Origin of the sequence: Streptomyces sp. NPDC102406 (assembly GCF_044765725.1) — a bacterium.
GTDB lineage: Bacteria > Actinomycetota > Actinomycetes > Streptomycetales > Streptomycetaceae > Streptomyces.
In genome coordinates this window covers 55,109-73,514 of the sequence record NZ_JBIWKP010000005.1, presented here as the reverse complement: position 1 = coordinate 73,514, position 18,406 = coordinate 55,109, and the positions used below count along the sequence as shown (strand labels likewise).

The 18,406-nt window shown below is 72.8% G+C and carries 15 protein-coding genes; 3 read left to right on the top strand and 12 right to left on the bottom strand.

Annotated features, from left to right (window positions below; all coding sequences use genetic code 11):
• Positions 1-151: 151 nt before the first annotated feature.
• The 3 genes from ACIRF8_RS21480 to ACIRF8_RS21470 all read right to left on the bottom strand — a co-directional run bounded on the left by ACIRF8_RS21480 (position 152) and on the right by ACIRF8_RS21470 (position 2,601).
• On the bottom strand, positions 152-1,159 hold the full coding sequence (locus ACIRF8_RS21480; protein ID WP_404217013.1) for an XRE family transcriptional regulator: 1,008 nt from the start codon (positions 1,157-1,159) through the stop codon (positions 152-154).
• Between the two features lie 169 nt (positions 1,160-1,328).
• Positions 1,329-1,748 carry a DUF3017 domain-containing protein gene (locus ACIRF8_RS21475; RefSeq protein WP_404217012.1) on the bottom strand — a complete coding sequence of 140 codons (420 nt, stop codon included), beginning with the start codon at positions 1,746-1,748 and terminating at the stop codon, positions 1,329-1,331.
• Complete coding sequence (locus tag ACIRF8_RS21470; protein ID WP_404217011.1) at positions 1,738-2,601, bottom strand: bifunctional methylenetetrahydrofolate dehydrogenase/methenyltetrahydrofolate cyclohydrolase; 864 nt, start codon at positions 2,599-2,601, stop codon at positions 1,738-1,740. Before ACIRF8_RS21470 ends, ACIRF8_RS21475 begins: the two co-directional genes overlap by 11 nt.
• Positions 2,602-2,817: 216 nt before the next feature.
• On the opposite strand from ACIRF8_RS21470, the gene ACIRF8_RS21465 reads away from it, so the two are divergent.
• A complete protein-coding gene (locus ACIRF8_RS21465; RefSeq protein ID WP_404217010.1) occupies positions 2,818-3,507 on the top strand; it encodes an RDD family protein in 690 nt (229 codons plus the stop codon).
• 64 nt (positions 3,508-3,571) lie between these two features.
• Here the strand turns inward: ACIRF8_RS21465 and purH are convergent, their stop codons facing one another.
• Both purH and purN read right to left on the bottom strand, forming a co-directional pair.
• The gene (gene purH / locus ACIRF8_RS21460; RefSeq protein ID WP_404217511.1) at positions 3,572-5,134 is read right to left on the bottom strand and encodes a bifunctional phosphoribosylaminoimidazolecarboxamide formyltransferase/IMP cyclohydrolase; all 1,563 of its coding nucleotides are present in this window, start codon (positions 5,132-5,134) and stop codon (positions 3,572-3,574) included.
• A gap of 8 nt (positions 5,135-5,142) precedes the next feature.
• Positions 5,143-5,772 carry a phosphoribosylglycinamide formyltransferase gene (gene purN, locus ACIRF8_RS21455; RefSeq protein ID WP_404217509.1) on the bottom strand — a complete coding sequence of 210 codons (630 nt, stop codon included), beginning with the start codon at positions 5,770-5,772 and terminating at the stop codon, positions 5,143-5,145.
• A 316-nt stretch (positions 5,773-6,088) separates the two neighbouring features.
• On the opposite strand from purN, the gene ACIRF8_RS21450 reads away from it, so the two are divergent.
• The gene (locus ACIRF8_RS21450) at positions 6,089-6,886 is read left to right on the top strand and encodes a hypothetical protein (protein ID WP_404217009.1); all 798 of its coding nucleotides are present in this window, start codon (positions 6,089-6,091) and stop codon (positions 6,884-6,886) included.
• A 7-nt stretch (positions 6,887-6,893) separates the two neighbouring features.
• Here ACIRF8_RS21450 and ACIRF8_RS21445 read toward each other — a convergent pair whose 3' ends face one another.
• Positions 6,894-8,543 (bottom strand): DUF6350 family protein, encoded by a 1,650-nt coding sequence (locus ACIRF8_RS21445; RefSeq protein ID WP_404217507.1) that lies wholly within the window; start codon positions 8,541-8,543, stop codon positions 6,894-6,896.
• A gap of 123 nt (positions 8,544-8,666) precedes the next feature.
• Between ACIRF8_RS21445 and ACIRF8_RS21440 the strand changes: the two genes are divergently transcribed.
• On the top strand, positions 8,667-9,866 hold the full coding sequence (locus tag ACIRF8_RS21440; RefSeq protein ID WP_404217008.1) for a helix-turn-helix domain-containing protein: 1,200 nt from the start codon (positions 8,667-8,669) through the stop codon (positions 9,864-9,866).
• Between the two features lie 69 nt (positions 9,867-9,935).
• Here the strand turns inward: ACIRF8_RS21440 and sucD are convergent, their stop codons facing one another.
• The 6 genes from sucD to ACIRF8_RS21410 all read right to left on the bottom strand — a co-directional run bounded on the left by sucD (position 9,936) and on the right by ACIRF8_RS21410 (position 18,299).
• Entirely contained in the window at positions 9,936-10,817 is an 882-nt protein-coding gene (sucD, locus tag ACIRF8_RS21435) for a succinate--CoA ligase subunit alpha (protein ID WP_394431257.1), read from the bottom strand.
• Positions 10,818-10,838: 21 nt separating this feature from the next.
• Complete coding sequence (gene sucC, locus ACIRF8_RS21430) at positions 10,839-12,017, bottom strand: ADP-forming succinate--CoA ligase subunit beta (protein WP_404217007.1); 1,179 nt, start codon at positions 12,015-12,017, stop codon at positions 10,839-10,841.
• Positions 12,018-12,600: 583 nt separating this feature from the next.
• Entirely contained in the window at positions 12,601-13,617 is a 1,017-nt protein-coding gene (locus ACIRF8_RS21425) for a hypothetical protein (RefSeq protein WP_404217006.1), read from the bottom strand.
• A 62-nt stretch (positions 13,618-13,679) separates the two neighbouring features.
• Complete coding sequence (locus ACIRF8_RS21420) at positions 13,680-14,882, bottom strand: VWA domain-containing protein (protein ID WP_404217005.1); 1,203 nt, start codon at positions 14,880-14,882, stop codon at positions 13,680-13,682.
• A 70-nt stretch (positions 14,883-14,952) separates the two neighbouring features.
• Positions 14,953-17,181: a DUF5682 family protein gene (locus ACIRF8_RS21415; RefSeq protein ID WP_404217004.1), complete on the bottom strand. Its 2,229-nt coding sequence runs from the start codon at positions 17,179-17,181 to the stop codon at positions 14,953-14,955.
• On the bottom strand, positions 17,178-18,299 hold the full coding sequence (locus ACIRF8_RS21410; protein ID WP_404217003.1) for an AAA family ATPase: 1,122 nt from the start codon (positions 18,297-18,299) through the stop codon (positions 17,178-17,180). Before ACIRF8_RS21410 ends, ACIRF8_RS21415 begins: the two co-directional genes overlap by 4 nt.
• Positions 18,300-18,406: the final 107 nt, after the last annotated feature.

The following is an 18,406-nucleotide window of genomic DNA, read 5'->3' as shown; positions in this document are numbered from 1 at the left end:
GACACGGGTGCGGCCGCCGGCCCGGGGGAGTGGGCTTCGGCGGCCGCCGGTGGGTGTCACCGTGTGACCGTCCCGTGGGGGTACCGTCCCCCTTCCCCGAAAGGCCGGGGCCATGCACGGTGCGGGAAAGCCGGTCCGAAGGCAGGCGGCCCTACGGGGTGCAGCCCTTCTGGCCGGAGGCGAGCGTGGCGCACGCCTTCGCCTCGGAGGCCGAACCCACCGCCATCATCGGCGTGTACGCGTCCGTGTCCGCGTCGCCGACCAGGCCCTTCCTGGACGTCTTGGCACCGGTGTCGAGTCGCACGCTGTCGCCCGGGGACGCGCTCTGGATGCGTGCCCAGGCCGCCTTGCAGGTCTTGCTGTAGCGGACCTCGACGGTGACCGCGCCGACGACGGCCCGCGTCGGGCTGTCGGCGAGGTCGCCGCCGCAGCCCATGGCCTCGGGGTCCTTGCCGGTGCAGTCGGCGCCCACGCACCGGACACCCGCGGGCAGCGGGGCCGCGCTGGTGGTCGGGGTGGGCGAGGGCTCCGCGTTCTCCTTCGTGCCGCCGCCGCTGTCGGTCAGGACGTAGGCGGCGAGCACGAGGAGCGCCGCGCCGACGGCCCCCGCGAAAAACATGAACAGCCGCCGCCTGCCCGGTCCGCCGCCGGGGCCCGCCGGGGTCGCGGCGGGTTCCGCCGGTCCGAACTGGCCGATGTGCGGCGCCGCCGCCTGTGGAGGCACGGTCGGCGAGACGCCCGCGGGGCCGGCGACGCCGGTGGCCCGGGCCGCGGTCGCGCTCGCGTTCCTGCCGCCGCCCGGGGGCGTGGCCGGGCCGCCGAACTCCCCCAGCGCCGCGCGCGCCTGGGATATCCGTATGGCCTCCATGGTCATGTCGTGGCGCATCTCGGAGCGGCTCCAGGCGCGCTCCGCGAGCTCCCACAGCGTGGTCAGGTGGACGGGATCGGTGCCGGTCACCTCGGCGAGCGCCACGACGGCGCCCTTGGGTGCCAGCAGCCGCCCGTTCAGATACCGCTCCCACGACGTCCTGCTGTACCCGGTGCGGTCCGCCAGCGCGGCGATCCCGAGCCCGCCGCGGTCCACAAGCCGGCGCAACTGCCCGGCGAACTCCTTGATCTCCGCGTCGAGTTCGTCCGGCAGCGGCTTCCAACGAGGCATTGCTTCCCCCTCATCCCCCGTACGCGCATGAGCCCCCCTGCGCCGCACTTACGGCCCCGGCCCCCCACTGACTACCCAGTGGGATGCGGGTAGCCAGGATGTCAGTTCCCGCTCCGGGGGCGCACGGGTGCATTCGACACCGTTCGCCGGCGCCCTCGGCGACGGCCGGTCACCGCACGGTGAAGTGCAGCGTGTCCTGGAGGAAGGGGATCTGGAGCCAGGGGTCGGGCTGCGCCATCATCGCCAGCACCACGATGACCAGGCCGAGAAGCCCGTACGTGACCATGTCGGTGAAGCGCGAGCGCACGGCGAGCATGCCGACGGACGGCAGCATCCAGCGCATCACCGCGCCGCCCAGCAGGGCGACGCCCACCAGGATCGTGCCGACGCGGAACAGGTCGAACGCGGTGATCAGCAGCCCGAGGCCGGCCAGGACGAGGACGCTGATCAGCGGCCACTGGCGCGCGGGGGCGGGGGCGTCGCTCGGGGCCGCGCGGCCACCGCCCTCGGGGCGCGCGGTGTCCCGCGTCCACAACGGGAAGCGCCGCGTGCTCCGCTTCTTCGCGCCCCGGGAGGTGTCAGCGAACACCGCTGGCGTTCCGCTCGGCGGCCTCGACCACGTTCACCAGGAGCTGGGCGCGGGTCATCGGACCCACGCCGCCGGGGTTCGGGGAGATCCAGCCGGCGACCTCGGCGACGCCGGGGTGCACATCTCCGACGATCTTGCCGTTCTCGTCGCGGGAGACACCGACGTCGAGCACGGCCGCGCCCGGCTTGATGTCCTCGGGCTTGATCAGGTGCGGCACGCCCGCCGCGGCGACGACGATGTCGGCGCGCTTGAGGTGGGCGGCGAGGTCACGGGTGCCGGTGTGGCACTGGGTGACCGTCGCGTTCTCCGACTTGCGGGTGAGCAGCAGCGGCATCGGACGGCCGATGGTGACGCCGCGGCCGACGACGACGACCTCGGCGCCCTTGATCTCCACGCCGTGCTTGCGCAGCAGCGTGATGATGCCGAACGGGGTGCAGGGCAGCGGCGCCGGCTCGTTGAGGACGAGGCGGCCCAGGTTCATCGGGTGCAGGCCGTCGGCGTCCTTGGCCGGGTCCATCAGCTCCAGGATGCGGTTCTCGTCGATGCCCTTGGGCAGCGGGAGCTGGACGATGTAGCCGGTGCAGGCAGGGTCCTCGTTCAGCTCGCGGACGACCGCCTCGATCTCCTCCTGCGTGGCCGTGGCGGGCAGCTCGCGCTGGATGGAGGCGATGCCGACCTGCGCGCAGTCGCGGTGCTTTCCTGCCACGTACTTCTGGCTGCCGGGGTCCTCGCCGACCAGGACGGTGCCGAGTCCGGGCGTGACCCCCTTCTCCTTCAGGGCCGCCACGCGGACGGTCAGTTCGGACTTGATCGCGGCTGCGGTGGCCTTGCCATCGAGAATCTGGGCGGTCATGGTGCCCATTCTTTCAGGGCGGCCCGGGTTCACCCAAGTTGCACTTGCACAACGGCTCGGCAGCCCTCTGGACAGGACCGTGTCCGATTCAGGAGCATGATCCGCGCAGTACCGCGGACAGCGGCAGGGGGGCAAACCGCTCAGGCGGCCGTATTTCCGTATTTTTCCTCCGCAGGTCCGCGCCGTCCCCGACGTCGTCCCCGGAGGAATCTCGCCATGAGTCACGGCGAACCGCACAACCCTTACGGTCAGCAACCGCAGCAGCCGAACCCGTACGGCCAGCAGGCGCCGCAGGGCGTCCCGCCGCAGGGATACGGCTATCCGCAGCAGCCGGGCCAGCCGCAGCCCTACGGGGCCTACCCGCAGCACCCGCAGCAGTCGGGGATGCCCGGTGGCGGCCTGCCGTCCGGTGCCCCGCCGCTCGCCTCGATGGGCCGCAGACTCGGGGCCCGCCTGATCGACGGCGTGCTGTTCGGCATCCTGTACTTCGTGTTCCTGGCGCCGAAGTTCCTGGACTTCCTCGACGCGGTACGGGCCTGCGACGCCGGTTCGTCCACGTACGACTCGTGCGTGAACGACGCCACCTCGGACTTCCAGTCCTCGACCCTGCCGGTCGCCCTGCTCTTCATGGTCCTCGTCCTGCTCTACGAGGTCCTGATGATCGCCTTCGTCGGTGCCACGCTGGGCAAGCTGGCCGTCGGCATCCGCGTCCTGAAGGCGGAGACCGGTGCGAAGCCCGGCATCGGCGGCGGCTTCCTGCGCTGGGTCATCCCGACGGTCGGCAGCTTCGCCTGCGGCATCGGCGCGCTGCTCGTCTACCTCTCCCCGTTCTGGGACAAGTCCGGCCGCAAGCAGGGCTGGCACGACAAGGTCGCGAGCGTGGTCGTCGTGCAGGTGAAGGGCTGAGCCCTCCCCGATGGTGCGACGAGGGCCCGCCGTGACCGGCGGGCCCTTCGCACGCAGGGGTACCTCAGTGGAAGAAGTGGCGCGTCCCCGTGAAGTACATCGTCACGCCCGCCTTCTTCGCGGCCTCCACGACCTGCTCGTCCCGGATCGAGCCACCGGGCTGCACGATCGCCCTCACCCCGGCGTCGAGGAGGATCTGCGGACCGTCGGGGAAGGGGAAGAACGCGTCCGAGGCGGCGAACGCGCCGCGCGCCCGCTCCTCACCGGCCCGCTCGACGGCGAGCTTGCAGGAGTCCACGCGGTTGACCTGGCCCATGCCGACGCCGACGGAGGCGCCGTCCTTGGCGAGCAGGATCGCGTTGGACTTCACGGCGCGGCACGCCTTCCACGCGAACGCCAGCTCGTCCAGCTCGCTCTGCGACAGCGCGTCGCCGGTCGCCAGGGTCCAGTTCGCCGGGTCGTCGCCGTCGGCCTGGAGGCGATCGGTGACCTGGAGCAGCACGCCACCGTCGATCTGCTTCGTCTCGGCCGCGGCGGACGGGCCGTTCGGGGCGCGCAGCACGCGGATGTTCTTCTTCTTGGTGAGGGCTTCGAGGGCGCCGTCCTCGTAGTCGGGCGCGACGATGACCTCGGTGAAGATGTCGGCGACCTGCTCCGCCATCTCCTTGCTGACCGGCCGGTTGACCGCGATGACGCCGCCGTACGCGGAGACCGGGTCGCAGGCGTGCGCCTTGCGGTGGGCCTCCGCCACGTCGGAGGCGACGGCGATGCCGCACGGGTTGGCGTGCTTGATGATCGCGACGCACGGCTCGTCGTGGTCGTACGCGGCACGGCGCGCGGCGTCCGTGTCCGTGTAGTTGTTGTACGACATCTCCTTGCCGTGGAGCTGCTCCGCCTCGGCGAGGCCGCCCGTGCCGTCGACGTAGAGGGCGGCGCCCTGGTGCGGGTTCTCGCCGTAGCGCAACACGTTCTTGCGCTCGTAGGTGGCACCGAGGAACTCGGGGTGGCCGCTGTCGTCCGCCGCCGCGTAGTCGGCGGCGAACCAGGAGGCGACCGCCACGTCGTAGGAGGCGGTGTGCCGGAACGCCTCGGCGGCGAGCCGCTTGCGGGTGGTGAGGTCGAACCCGCCGTCCTCGACCGCGGCGAGGACGTCGGCGTACCGGCGCGGGCTGGTGACCACGGCGACCGAGGGGTGGTTCTTGGCGGCGGCGCGGACCATCGAGGGGCCGCCGATGTCGATCTGCTCGACGCACTCGTCGGGGGAGGCGCCCGAGGCGACGGTCTCCTTGAACGGGTACAGGTTCACCACGACCAGCTCGAACGGCTTCACGCCGAGGTCGGCGAGCTGCTTCTGGTGGTCCTCCAGACGCAGGTCGGCGAGGATGCCCGCGTGCACCTTCGGGTGCAGCGTCTTCACCCGGCCGTCCAGGCACTCGGGGAACCCGGTGACGTCCTCGACCTTGGTGACCGGCACCCCGGCGGCGGCGATCTTCGCCGCGGTGGAGCCGGTCGACACCAGCTCGACCCCCGCCTCGTGGAGCCCGCGCGCCAGCTCCTCCAGACCGGTCTTGTCGTAGACGCTGACCAGCGCCCGGCGAATGGGCCGCTTGTTGCTCTCGGCGGTCACGAGGTCGCTCACGGGATAACTACCTTTCGTCCCTCAATGCTGAAGCCGTTACGGGCCAGACGCCCCACGACATCGACGAGCAGCGTGCGCTCGACTTCCTTGATGCGCTCGTGCAGAGCGCTCTCCCCGTCGTCGGTGTCCTCTTCCACGATCTCGACCACGCCCTGGGCGATGATCGGGCCGGTGTCGACGCCGTCGTCGACGAAGTGGACGGTGCAGCCGGTGACCCTCGCGCCGTACGCGAGGGCGTCGCGCACACCGTGAGCACCGGGAAAACTGGGCAGCAGGGCCGGGTGCGTGTTCACGAACCGTCCGCCGAAGCGCGCGAGGAACTCCTTGCCCACGATCTTCATGAACCCCGCGGAGACCACCAGGTCCGGCTCGTACGCGGCCGTCGCGTCGGCGAGGGCCCGGTCCCAGTCCTCGCGCGTCGCGTGGTCCTTGACCCGGCACACGAAGGTCGGGAGCCCGGCGCGCTCGGCGCGCTCCAGACCGGCGATGCCGTCACGGTCCGCGCCGACGGCGACGATCTCCGCTCCGTACGCGTCCGCCCCCTCAGCCGCGATGGCGTCGAGCAGTGCCTGAAGATTCGTACCTGATCCGGAGACCAGCACGACGAGGCGCTTGGCCTTGGCCACGGCGGGGCCCTTTCGTTCACGGGAGAGCTGCTTCGCGCGGCCGACCTTGTGTGTTTCTACAAAAGCTTCGCGCTCGCCCATACGGGGAACCCTACGAAGCGGCCGACCGTCAGCAACGATACCGGCACACCCGGCGGCCCCCACGGGACGGGGGCGGGGCCGGGAGGTAGCGTCAGCGTCCAGGAACACCGAGCAAGATCCAGAGGAAGACCCAGCCCCGGTTCGGAACGCCGGGCGGGCACGGAACGTTGACGAGAAGAACGGACCGACCCGCACCCGCCATCCGACCGACGACCTAGGGGAAGACGCACACCTGATGCCGGACCGAAGCCTTCGCCTCACGCTGCCCGCCGGCGCCGTCCTGCTCCGCGAAGGCCGACCCACGCCGCCGTCGCCGTCCAGGGAGTCCGGCGAGGGCACCAGCTCCGGGGACGCCAAGGCGGACAACCCCTTCGCGCCGCCGCCCGAGGACGCCCCCGACCGCCCCTGGCAGCCGCGCCGCCCGGACGGCTCGGCGCCCGACGACACGGGCTCCGCCGGGGGCGACCAGGAGGGCGGCGCTCGCTCGCCCTGGGGCAGCCAGTGGAGCGACCGCCAGCCGGGCCGCGCCCAGGACGGCCGCTTCGGCGACCGTCCCGGCAGCACCGGCGGCGGCCAGGGCGGCCCGGAAGGCAAGGGCCCCGGCCAGGGCAGCGGCCCCGGCGGCATGCGCTGGGACCCGACGGACCCGGCACAGCGCCACGCGCGCTACGCACTCCTGTCCGGCATGTGGGGCTTCTTCTTCGCCCTCTTCGCCTGGCCCTACGTGGCCCTGCTGCTCGGCGCGCTCGCCCTGTACTGGAGCATCAGCGCCCTGCGCGCGAAGCCCCGCACCCCGGACCCGGACGGGCCCGCGCGACCGGCCGCCGAGACCACACGCCCGCAGACGACGGCGGCGGTCAGCGGCCTGGTGACGGGCGCGCTGGCGCTGGCGTTCGTGGCGTCGATGTTCACGGCGAAACTGGTCTACAGCGACTACTACGAGTGCCGCGCCGACGCCCTGACCAACGCGGCGAACCAGTCCTGCGAGGACCTGCTCCCCAAGCAGCTCCGCCCGTTCCTCGGCACGCGCTGACAGTGGCTCAGGACTCCTGAACGACCGGCGCCGGGCCAGCGGGGTCCGGCGCGGGGGGCGCGGGGGGCGTCTGTGGGGCGGATGTTGTTTCAGGGGTGACTGTCGTGTCGCGGGTGACTGTTGTGTCCCGGGTGCCTGTCGTGTGACGGGTGACTGTCGTGTCCTGGGGGTCTGTCGTGTCCCGGGTGCCTGTCCTGTCCCGGGTGCCTGTCGTTTCCTGGGTGTCGGGCGCCGCCGGTGTTTCCAGCGTCTTCGATGGCTCCGGAGTCTCCGGTTGTTGGGGTTCGGGTCTGGGCTGGGGCTGGCGTTCGGGTTCGGGCTCGGGTTGGGGTTGGGGTTCGGGTTCGGCGGCGGGCCGGGATCGTGTCGTGGCCAGCCGCCCGCGCCACCACCCCACCACCAGCGCCACCGGCACCCCCACCACGCCGGTCCACGCCATCGCGGCGAGCCCGGTCAGCCCGCCGACAGGGCCGAACTCCGCGAGCGTCGCCACGCCCAGCGCGCCGCCCGAGGCCGCGGCGAGCACGGCCAGCGCCAGCCCGCAGAGCACGGCCGCCACGGTGACCCCGTACACGACACGGCCCCGCCTCCACCCGGCCCTCTCCCCCGCCACCACCACGAACCACGCCACGGTCACCGCCGCCACCACCGGCACCACCCCGGCCGACCAGGTCAGCGGCGACCCCGCGCCCGCCGCGGGCACCGCCTCCAGCAGCGGGAAGACCGGCAGCAGCGGCCCGTCCGTGCTGCCGAGCGGCCCCACCGTGTGCCCCTCCCCGAGGACGACCCCGGGCCCCAGCGCGTACGCGGCACCCCAGATCGCGGCGTTCGGCACCAGCGCCATGCAGAGCATCAGCACCGCGATCCGCCCGGTCCACGCCGCCGTGAGCTGCTGGAACGCCTCCCGCACCGCGCCCCCGTGCCACACCAGCGCTGCCGCCACCACCAGTGCGCCCCCGGCGACCAGGACCAGCGCCCCGGCGGCGGCGGCCCGCGCGGCGACCGGCAAAATCTGCCGCAGCAGCACCTGCGGCAGCACGTCCAGGGAGCCGCGCAGCCCCCGCGGCAGCGGCCCGCCCGGCCACCCGTGCGCCGCGCTCCACACCCCGGCCCCGGCCGCCGCCATGGCGACCAGGACCAGATGCGCCACGCAGCTCACCCAGGAGGGCCGCAACTCACCGCCGGACGCGTAGCTCGCCGCCGCGACACCGACCAGCAGGTAGCCGCACAGCACCCCGGTCCACACTCCGTTGACGGACGCGCGCGTCACCGGTCCGCGCGTCCGCGGCTCCTCCGGGTCCTCCGGCTCGTCGGGCTCGGCCGCGTCCCGCGCCGCCCGGTACACCAGCCACACCGGCAGCGCCGTGAGCAGCAGCGGGCTCACCCCCACCGGGGCGGGCACCCCGGAGAGCGTGTCCGTCCTGACCATCTCGGTGCCGTGCGCGAGGAGCCACAGGGCGGCGGCCGTGTGCAGCGCGCCGCCCGGTCCGCTGTCCGGATACGGCGACGTGATCCACATCGCGATCACGAGGACCGCGAAGATCCCCAGCCCGAGCCCCGCGGCGACGACTCCGCCGAACACCCCGGCGGCGGGCCCGGGCGAGCGTTCCCGCCCACGGGACAGCAGCACGGGCAAGGTCAGTCCACGGCCGGTCATGTACGTCACGGGAGCCATGCTCCCAACGACACGGGCGTTCCCCGCGCAACAGGCGAAGTACGGATGTGTCGCTCAAGATACGCTTATGTACTTTTTCGCGCGAAAGGGTGTGTGGAGTTCCCCATGACGCAGAGCACTGCCGACCCCCTGCCCACGCCGAAGGAGCGCCGCCGACTCCGCGAGGCGATGTCGCTGACGCAGGCGCAGTTGGCCGCGCGGGTCGGGGTGACGCGCGAGACGATCCGGGCCTGGGAGTCGGGCCGCACCTCTCCGGGGGGCCGCAACCGGGACACCTACACCAAGGTCCTCACGGCCGCGGTGGAACGACCGGCGGTACGGACCAGGACGCCGAAGGCGGTCACCCGGACCACCGAGCCCCGACCGGCGGCGCCGATCTCCGCCCCCTCCCCCGAACCGGCGACTCCGACTCCCGCCCCGGAACCGCAAGGCCGGGCCACGAAGCCGGAACCGGCGGACCGGACCTCCTCCGAGCAGGAATCGCCGGACCAGGCATCCGAGCAGCCGCCGACGAGCGCCCCGGCCCAGGCGTTCGACGCCCTGTACGCGTATGCCGCCCCGACGCTGGTGCGCCAGACCTATCTGCTCTGCGGTCGCCGCACCCTGGCCCGCGAATCCGTCGAGCGCGCCTTCCAGCTCGCCTGGCAGCGGTGGCCCGAGGTCGCCGTCGACCCGGACCCGGCGGGCTGGGTGCGCGCGGCGGCGTACGAGTACGCGATGTCGCCCTGGCACCGGCTGCGCCCCGCCTCCCGCCGACCGGACGCGCCGCCCGCCGCCGACGACCGCGCGCTCCTCGACGTCCTCCAAGCCCTGCCCCCCACCTACCGGCGCAGTCTGCTGCTCTACGACGTGGTGGGCCTGGACCTGCCGGAGACCGCCGCCGAGACGGAGGCCAGCACACCGGCCGCCGCCCACCGCATCCTGCACGCCCGTGAGGCCGTCGCCGAGCGGCTGCCGGATCTTGCCGTCCCCGAGCAGTTGCACCGGCGGCTGACCGAGCTGGCGGACGCGGAGAAGCTCGACGCCCCGAAGGCCACGCTCGTGCGGGACGGCAGCGAGCGGCGGACCCGGTTCTGGACGCGGGCCGCGATCGCCGTCACGGTCCTCATCGTCGGTGCGACGGCGCTGACCGTGCGGGTGGCTCCGGCACGCTACGAGCCGGTGCCCGCGCCCGGCGCCCCCGTCAGCGGCGTACCCGGGTCGACCGGGCCCGAACGGCTCACGGCACCCGAACAGCAGTTGCGCGCGATGTTGCGGGCCGAGCTGAGCGGCGGACCGGGACGCCTCATGCCGCTGGCCGAATGACGGCTGGAAGACCGGTGGGCCCGCACCGTCACCGGTGCGGGCCCACTGATCTGCGTACAGCCGTGCGCGTTAGGAGAGCAGCTCGCGGGCGAGCTTCGCCGTCTCGGTCGGCGTCTTGCCGACCTTGACACCGGCGGCCTCAAGGGCCTCCTTCTTCGCCTGGGCGGTGCCGGACGAACCGGAGACGATGGCGCCTGCGTGGCCCATGGTCTTGCCCTCGGGCGCGGTGAAGCCCGCGACGTAGCCGACGACCGGCTTGGTCACGTTGGCCTTGATGAAGTCGGCCGCGCGCTCCTCGGCGTCGCCGCCGATCTCGCCGATCATGACGATGAGGTCGGTCTCGGGGTCGGCCTCGAACGCGGCGAGCGCGTCGATGTGCGTCGTACCGATGACCGGGTCGCCACCGATGCCGACGGCGGAGGAGAAGCCGATGTCACGCAGCTCGTACATCATCTGGTACGTCAGCGTGCCGGACTTCGAGACCAGGCCGATGCGGCCCGGCTTCGTGATGTCGCCCGGGATGATGCCGGCGTTCGACTGGCCGGGGGTGATCAGACCCGGGCAGTTCGGGCCGATGATGCGGGTCTTGTCGCCCTTCGACTTCGCGTACGCGTAGAACGCGGCGGAGTCGTGGACGGCGATGCCCTCGGTGATGACGACGGCGAGCGGGATCTCGGCGTCGATCGCCTCGACCACGGCGGCCTTGGAGAAGGCCGGCGGGACGAAGAGGACGGACACGTTGGCGCCCGTCTTCTCGATCGCCTCGGCGACGGAGCCGAAGACGGGGATCGACGTGCCGTCGAAGTCGACCTCGGTGCCCGCCTTGCGGGGGTTCACGCCGCCGACGATGTTCGTGCCGTCGGCCAGCATGAGCTTGGTGTGCTTCATGCCCGTGGCACCGGTCATGCCCTGGACGATGACCTTGCTGTCCTTGTTGAGGAAGATAGCCATGGCTGTTCTGTCCCTCGTCCCTTACTTCGCGGCCGCGAGCTCGGCGGCCTTGTCGGCCGCGCCGTCCATGGTGTCCACGCGCTGCACCAGCGGGTGGTTGGCGTCGGAGAGGATCTTGCGACCCAGCTCGGCGTTGTTGCCGTCGAGGCGGACGACGAGCGGCTTCTCGACCTTCTCGCCCTTCTCCTCGAGGAGCGCCAGCGCCTGCACGATGCCGTTGGCGACCTCGTCGCAGGCGGTGATGCCGCCGAAGACGTTGACGAACACGGACTTGACGTCCGGGTCGCCGAGGATGATCTCCAGGCCGTTCGCCATCACCTGGGCGGACGCGCCGCCACCGATGTCGAGGAAGTTGGCCGGCTTCACGCCACCGTGCTTCTCACCGGCGTACGCGACGACGTCCAGGGTCGACATGACCAGACCGGCACCGTTACCGATGATGCCGACCTCGCCGTCGAGCTTGACGTAGTTGAGGTTCTTCTCCTTGGCAGCGGCCTCGAGCGGGTCGGCCGCGTCCTTGTCCTGGAGGGCCTCGTGGTCGGGGTGGCGGAAGTCCGCGTTCTCGTCCAGGGAGACCTTGCCGTCGAGGGCGAGGATGTCGCCGGAGGCGACCTTGGCGAGGGGGTTGACCTCGACGAGGAGGGCGTCCTCCTCGATGAAGGTCTTCCAGAGCGTGACCAGCACGTCGGCGACCTTGTCGGCCACCTCGGCCGGGAACTTCGCGTCCGCGACGATACGGCGCGCGACCTCGGGGGTCACGCCCTCGTTGGCGTCGATCGGCGTCTTGGCGACGGCCTCCGGGCGGTTGGCCGCCACCTCCTCGATCTCCATGCCGCCCTCGACGGAGGCGATGGAGAGGAAGGTGCGGTTGGTGCGGTCCAGGAGGAAGGAGACGTAGTACTCCTCCACGATCTCCGGAGCCGTCTCGGCGATCATCACCTTGTGGACCGTGTGGCCCTTGATGTCCATGCCGAGAATGTTGGTGGCGTGCTGCACGGCCTCGTCGGTGGAGGCGGCCAGCTTGACGCCGCCGGCCTTGCCCCGGCCGCCGACCTTCACCTGGGCCTTGACGACGGACTTGCCGCCAAGACGCTCGGTCGCCTCGCGGGCTGCCTCAGGCGTGTCGATGACTTCACCGGCCAGCACCGGTACACCGTGCTTGGCGAAGAGGTCCCTCGCCTGGTACTCGAACAGGTCCACGCGCGTCCGTCCCTATCAGTGATCTCGCGGTTCGATCTTCCTGCGTGGGCGTGCCGCGATGGGCAACGTGACTCCGCTGTCACAAGGGAGGCGTACGAGGCGTACACAGTGGCCGAGTACGCGGCATGTCCGTCTCGCAGGTTATCGCCGCTCAGCGATGCCTTCTAAATCGCAGATCACACCTGAGCGGTGATACCGGTCACAGAGCGTCCCGTTTGTCGTGCTGTTCGCACTTGTTTGCGGCCTCACCGTGCGGGGGTACGCACGGTGAGGCCACCCGATGAGCCCCCGGACACACATGGGGGCTCCCGGCGGGCGGCCCGTCCCCAACGGATCCGCCCGTCCGCACGCCGGTGTCGCGCCGGGTCACGCCGTTGGATTGCGGCTGCCCCGGCTCACCCGGCGTCGGTCAGATGCCCCGCACCGGGCCGTGCGCCCCGGTGCCGGCGGCTATGACGAGGGTGGGATGGATGTTCTTGCTCATGCGTACGTGGTTCCTTCGAATTCCGGCGTCTTCCGGGGGGTCGGGCAAAGCTGGTCCACCCCCGCGCGACAGGTCACGTACTGGGGGGGGAGGACTGCCCTAACCGGGGAATTCGGGGATGTCGCGATGCCGGTCGGCCACCGGCGCGGGGGCACCCGACGCGAGTGCGCCGGGCGGCAGAAGAACGGGCACCCGGACGCCGAACGAGGTCGCGTGCAGCTCGCTGTGGCGCGAGGCGCCGCCGTCGCTCGCCGACGCGTTGGCCACGGGCGCGCCGTCGGGGCGCTGCGGCGTACCGGGCGCGGCGGGGGCCGGTGCGGCGGTGTGCCGGGCCACGGGGGTGTGGTGCGTACCGCCCCGCCGTACGGGACCGTCAGAAGCGGTCGCTGCCGAGCCGAACGTCCTCGGCCCCGCCTGCACCACGGCATGCGCCCGCGCACCGTGCTCCCCGGATTCGGCCGCGGGGTCGTGCGCGAGGGGGGCGGTGGCCGAGGCGGTGCGTGCGCCGGATGTGGCGGTGGTGGCGGCTGTGGCTGCTGTGGAGGCCGCCGCGGGGTCGGCGGTTGCTGCCGGGACGGCCGGTTCGGCCGGGTCGGCCGGGTCCGCGGGCTCGCTCGGCCCGGGCTGCGGGAGGGCGTGGCCGGGGTCGACGGGCAGTTCGGGTAGTTCAGGCAGCGCGGGCGGGCCGTCCGGTCCCCCCGGCAGGGGGTGCGTGACCGACTCCGCGACCCCGCCGACGACCTGACCGGCCCATTCCCCGACCGGCTCCGTCACCTGCCGCACGGTGTCGAGGACGGGCGGAACGGCGTCGAGCACGGGCCGTACGGTGCCGAGCACCGGCCGTACGACCTTCTCCACCAGCGGCGCCGTCTCGGGTGCCACCGGGTGACGGGACGCGAGGGTGTGGGAGAGACCGGAGATGCCGGGGAGGCCAGAGGTAGCGGACGGAGCGGAGGTAGCGGAGGGGGAAGTGTCGTCCGCGTGGGCCTGGCCGCCGCAGAGGAACCCGAGGCCGATCAGTCCGCCGAGCAGCAGCGCCAGTTGCAGCGCGCGCCGCTTCGCCGCCGGGCGCGGCAGGCGCTCGGCGGAGGCGGGGGGAACGGTCGGGGACGTCACGGTGCGCGCATAGTCGCACGGGACGAGGGCGCCTGCGCAAGCCCCCTGTTACCGATGGGTACTCATATCCGGTTTGCCGCCGCTCCCCCGGTTTCGGCCGCCGCGTCGGGTATGGGGAGGGGCCGCTTCTCGATGGCCGCGGCCATGACCTCGGGGAACAGGTCGGGGGTGCAGGCGAACGCCGGTGCCCCCAGCGCGGCCAGCGCCGCCGCGTGTTCCCGGTCGTAGGCGGGCGCGCCCTCGTCGGAGAGCGCGAGCAGGGTCACGAACTGCACGCCGGACGCCTTCATCGCGGCGACCCGCTTCAGCATCTCGTCGCGTATCCCGCCTTCGTAGAGGTCGGAGATGAGTACGACGACGGTCTCGGCGGGGCGGGTGATCTGCGACTGGCAGTACGCGAGGGCCCGGTTGATGTCGGTGCCGCCGCCGAGCTGGGTGCCGAAGAGGACGTCGACCGGGTCGTCGAGCTGGTCGGTGAGGTCCACGACAGCCGTGTCGAAGACGACGAGCCGGGTCCGGATCGCGCGCATGGAGGCGAGCACCGCCCCGAAGACGGAGGCGTAGACGACGGACGCCGCCATCGATCCCGACTGGTCGATGCAGAGGATCACCTCTTTCTTGACGGACTGCGCGGCCCGCCCGTACCCGATGAGCCGCTCGGGCACGATCGTGCGGTACTCGGGCAGGTAGTGCTTGAGGTTGGCCGCGATCGTGCGGTTCCAGTCGATGTCGTGGTGGCGCGGCCGGCTGATGCGGGCGCTGCGGTCGAGGGCGCCGGTGAGGGTGGCGCGGGTGCGGGTGGCGAGCTTCTTCTCCAAGTCGTCGACGACCTTGCGGACGACGGCGCGGGCCGTCTCCTTGGTGGTCTCCGGCATCGCCTTGTTGAGGGAGAGCAGGGTGCCGACGAGGTGGACGTCTGCTTCGACGGCCTCCAGCATCTCCGGTTCGAGCAGCAGCGCGGACAGGCCGAGCCGGTCGATGGCGTCGCGCTGCATCACCTGTACGACGGAGGACGGGAAGTAGGTGCGGATGTCGCCGAGCCAGCGGGCGACGGACGGCGCGGACGCCCCGAGCCCCGCGGAGCGGTTGCCGCCGGGGTTCTGCTGTGCGCCGCGGCCCGTGCCGTAGAGGGCGGTGAGAGCGCCGTCCATCGCCGCGTCGCGGCCGTCCAGTCGGCGGCCTGTGCCGTCGGCCGCGTCGCCGCCGAGGACGAGGCGCCAGCGCCGCATCCGTTCGTCGTGGGCGGGGGTCGTGGTGTCCGTCATGTCGCCGCCTTTGCGGGGTCGTTGATGTGCCGCTCGTCCGCCGTGTGCGCCGGGTGCGCGGTCGCGGGCCTCACCGCTCCCCCACCCCGAGCAGCATCCGCACCACCGGCACCACCGCGTCGGCCCGGTCGGGGTCGAGCTCCGCGGCGAATCCCCGCGGGGCCGAGGTCGTGGCGGACCCACCGCCCCCGGAGGGCCCGCGCCGGACCAGCTCTCCCAGCGACCGCCGCACCCCGGACTCGTACGCCGAGAACGTGCGGCGCAGCAGCGGCAGTACGTCGGTGAACGCCTCGCCCGACACCCCGGTCAGCCATGCGTCGACCAGGCCGAGCAGCCGCTCGTCGTGGACGAGGAGGAGGCCGCCGCCCGCGCCGCCGCCGACGAAGCCCTCGATCCACGCCGCCGCCTCGGTGGGGGGCGTGCCGCGCGAGAGGGCGAGGCTCATCAGGCGGGCCGCGCCGTCGTCGTCGAGCGCGCCCTCGTCGAGGAGGATGCGGGCGCAGCGGCCCCGCACCACACCGGCCACGCTGTCCCGGGAGGCGAGGGTGCGCAGGACGGCCCGCCAGCGCTCGCGCAGTTCCGCGTTCTCTAGAAGGGTGACGGCGGAGTGCACCCCGTCGACGTGGCCGCGCATCTCACCGGCCGCGTCCAGGTCGAGTCCCGCGCAGGCCGGGGGCAGCCCGACGAAGACCCGCTCGGCCAGGCCGGTCGCCACATCGGCGAGGGCGCCGGTGTCGGTGCCGCGCACGTCGCCGTAGCGCAGGGCGCGGACCAGGGCGGGCAGGGCCTGGGCGAGGTGGCCGACGTCGGCGTCCAGGGCGGCGCGGTCGGCGAGGACCCGCATCACGACGGGCAGGGCGTCCGGCAGGCCCGCCAGGAGGCAGTGCTCGGCGAGCGCCGTGACGTCGGCGAGGGCGGTCGCGGCGACGGCGTCCGTCTCGGCCTTGGCGCTCGCCGCGGTGAGCACGGTCGTCCCCCAGACACCGGCCTCGGCGACCCGCACCGAGAGCTCCGGCTCCCAGCGCAGGCGCCAGGTCTCGCGGAAGGTGCCGGTGGAGCCGCGGGCCGACCGGGCGGGCTCGCCCCAGGCGACGCCGAGCAGTCGCAGCCGGTGCAGGAGGCGGCTGCGCGCGACGTCGGTGTCGCCGCGCAGGTCGAGGTCCAACTCGCGCTCGGCGGCGACCGGTTTGAGGCGCAGGGTGCGCTGGAGCCGGGTGAGGTCGCGCTGCAACGGGACGGCGGGCGCCGCCTCGGGGACCTCCCCCAGGACATCGCCGACCACGAGTTTGTCGTGGATGAGCGAGAGGGGGACGTCCGATCCCTCGCACAGGACGGCTCGTACGGCGTCGGTGGTCTCGGTCAACCCTGCCAGGGGCCGTCCGCGCAGCACGGCGAGGCTCCGCGCGAGCCGCACCGCTTCGATGACGTGGGCGGAGGACACGATCCTGTCCTCGTCGCGGAGCAGTCCGGCGACCTTGGTCAGCCAGCGCTCCACGGGCCGGTCGGAAACGCTGAACAGGTGCCGGTACCAGCCGGGCGACTCGATCCCCGCCCCGTAGCCGCCGGCGCGGGCGAGCCGGCGGTGGGTCCACGGCACCCAGGTCATGTCGACCTTCGCCTTCGGCAGCCCCTTGAGCAGGGCGCGGTCGGCGGCGACCGTGGCCTTCTGCCGCAGCGCGGGCACATGCCAGGCCCCGCAGACCACGGCGACATCATCGCCGAACTCCTTCTGCGCGGCGCGCACCTGAAGCCGCATGTACGCCTCGCGCACCAGGTCGCGGCCGTGTCCGCCGTCCCCGTACGACTCCCGCAGCGCGCCCATGGCCTCGCCGAGCGCGGCGAAGGCGTCGCCCTCGCGGTGCTCGACGACGTCTTCCCACCACCGCTCGGCGTCGTCGTACCCGGCGGTCTCGGCGAGCGCGCGCAGAGGGTCGACGCGTACGTCCTCCGCGCTCTCCGGTGCTTCCTCGGCGTCCCGCATCGCCAGGCTGTGCGCGGCGGGCAGATCGATGAAGCGGACCCGCGCGCCGTGCTCCAGGGCCCAGCGGAGGGCGACCCACTCGGGCGAGAACTCGGCGAACGGCCAGAACGCGGACCTCCCCGGCTCGTCCACGACGTGCGCGAGCAGCGCGACCGGGGGCCGCATGTCCTCCTCTGCGGCGAGCGGCACCAGCGCGTCGGCCTCCGGGGGCCCCTCGATGAGTACGACCGGAGGCCGGGCGGCGTCCAATGCGCGGCGCACGGCCCGCGCGGAGCCGGGCCCGTGGTGACGGACGCCGAGCAGCAGGGGCCCTGTCATGCGCTCACCTCGCGGCAGGCCCGGTAGAAGTCCTTCCACCCGTCCCGCTCGCGGACCACGGCCTCCAGGTACTCCTGCCAGATGACCCGGTCGGCCGCCGGATCGCGCACCACGGCCCCCTGGATCCCGGCGGCGATGTCGGAGGGCCGCAGCACCCCGTCCCCGAAGTGGGCCGACAGCGCGAGCCCGTTGGTGACGACGGAGATCGCCTCGGCCGTGGACAGGGTCCCGCTGGGTGACTTCACCTTCGTCCGGCCGTCGCTGGTCACGCCGTCGCGCAGCTCGCGGAAGACGGTGACGACCCGCCGGATCTCGTCGATGCCGTCAGGAGTGCTCGGCAACTCCAGGGAGCGGCCCATCTGTTCGACCCGGCGCGAGACGATGTCGACCTCCGCCTCCACACTCGCGGGCAGCGGCAGCACCACGGTGTTGAACCGGCGCCGCAGCGCGCTCGACAGCTCGTTGACCCCGCGGTCCCGGTCGTTGGCCGTGGAGATCAGGTTGAACCCGCGGACGGCCTGCACCTCCTGGCCCAACTCCGGTATGGGCAGCGTCTTCTCGGACAGGATCGTGATGAGCGTGTCCTGTACGTCGGCCGGGATACGCGTCAGCTCCTCGACCCGCGCCGTCATGCCCTCCGCCATCGCCCGCATGACTGGGCTGGGGACGAGGGCGTCCCGGCTGGGCCCGTGGGCCAGGAGCTGCGCGTAGTTCCACCCGTACCGGATGGCTTCCTCCGGTGTACCGGCGGTGCCCTGCACGAGGAGGGTGGAGTCTCCGCTGACGGCGGCCGCGAGATGCTCGGACACCCAGGTCTTGGCGGTCCCCGGCACGCCGAGCAGCAGCAGCGCACGGTCGGTGGCCAGCGTCGTCACGGCCACCTCGACGATGCGGCGCGGCCCCACGTACTTCGGCGTGATCACCGTCCCGTCGGGCAGGGTGCCGCCGAGCAGATAGGTGGCGACGGCCCAGGGCGAAAGGCGCCAGCGGGCCGGCCGCGGCCGGTCGTCCTGGGCGGCCAGCGCCACGAGTTCCTCCGCGAACGCGTCTTCGGCGTGCGCCCTCAGCACCTCGCCGCCGGCCTGCTCCCCGGCCCGGTCCTCGACGGAAACGGTCATGGTTGCCCCCTCGGTCTCGCCCAGCACGAACCATCCCGACGAAGCCGTGACAGCCTCGTCGCGCTGATGGGTTCCACCGTGCACCACGCCACTGACAATCGACCCCC

Coding starts and splice junctions, on each gene's coding strand:
- sucD (WP_394431257.1), bottom strand. CDS start 10,817: ATGGCTATCTTCCTCAACAAGGACAGCAAGGTCATCGTCCAGGGCATG.
- ACIRF8_RS21440 (WP_404217008.1), top strand. CDS start 8,667: ATGACGCAGAGCACTGCCGACCCCCTGCCCACGCCGAAGGAGCGCCGC.
- ACIRF8_RS21420 (WP_404217005.1), bottom strand. CDS start 14,882: ATGACGGACACCACGACCCCCGCCCACGACGAACGGATGCGGCGCTGG.
- ACIRF8_RS21410 (WP_404217003.1), bottom strand. CDS start 18,299: ATGACCGTTTCCGTCGAGGACCGGGCCGGGGAGCAGGCCGGCGGCGAG.
- ACIRF8_RS21450 (WP_404217009.1), top strand. CDS start 6,089: ATGCCGGACCGAAGCCTTCGCCTCACGCTGCCCGCCGGCGCCGTCCTG.
- ACIRF8_RS21415 (WP_404217004.1), bottom strand. CDS start 17,181: ATGACAGGGCCCCTGCTGCTCGGCGTCCGTCACCACGGGCCCGGCTCC.
- ACIRF8_RS21445 (WP_404217507.1), bottom strand. CDS start 8,543: ATGACCGGCCGTGGACTGACCTTGCCCGTGCTGCTGTCCCGTGGGCGG.
- ACIRF8_RS21470 (WP_404217011.1), bottom strand. CDS start 2,601: ATGACCGCCCAGATTCTCGATGGCAAGGCCACCGCAGCCGCGATCAAG.
- ACIRF8_RS21465 (WP_404217010.1), top strand. CDS start 2,818: ATGAGTCACGGCGAACCGCACAACCCTTACGGTCAGCAACCGCAGCAG.
- ACIRF8_RS21480 (WP_404217013.1), bottom strand. CDS start 1,159: ATGCCTCGTTGGAAGCCGCTGCCGGACGAACTCGACGCGGAGATCAAG.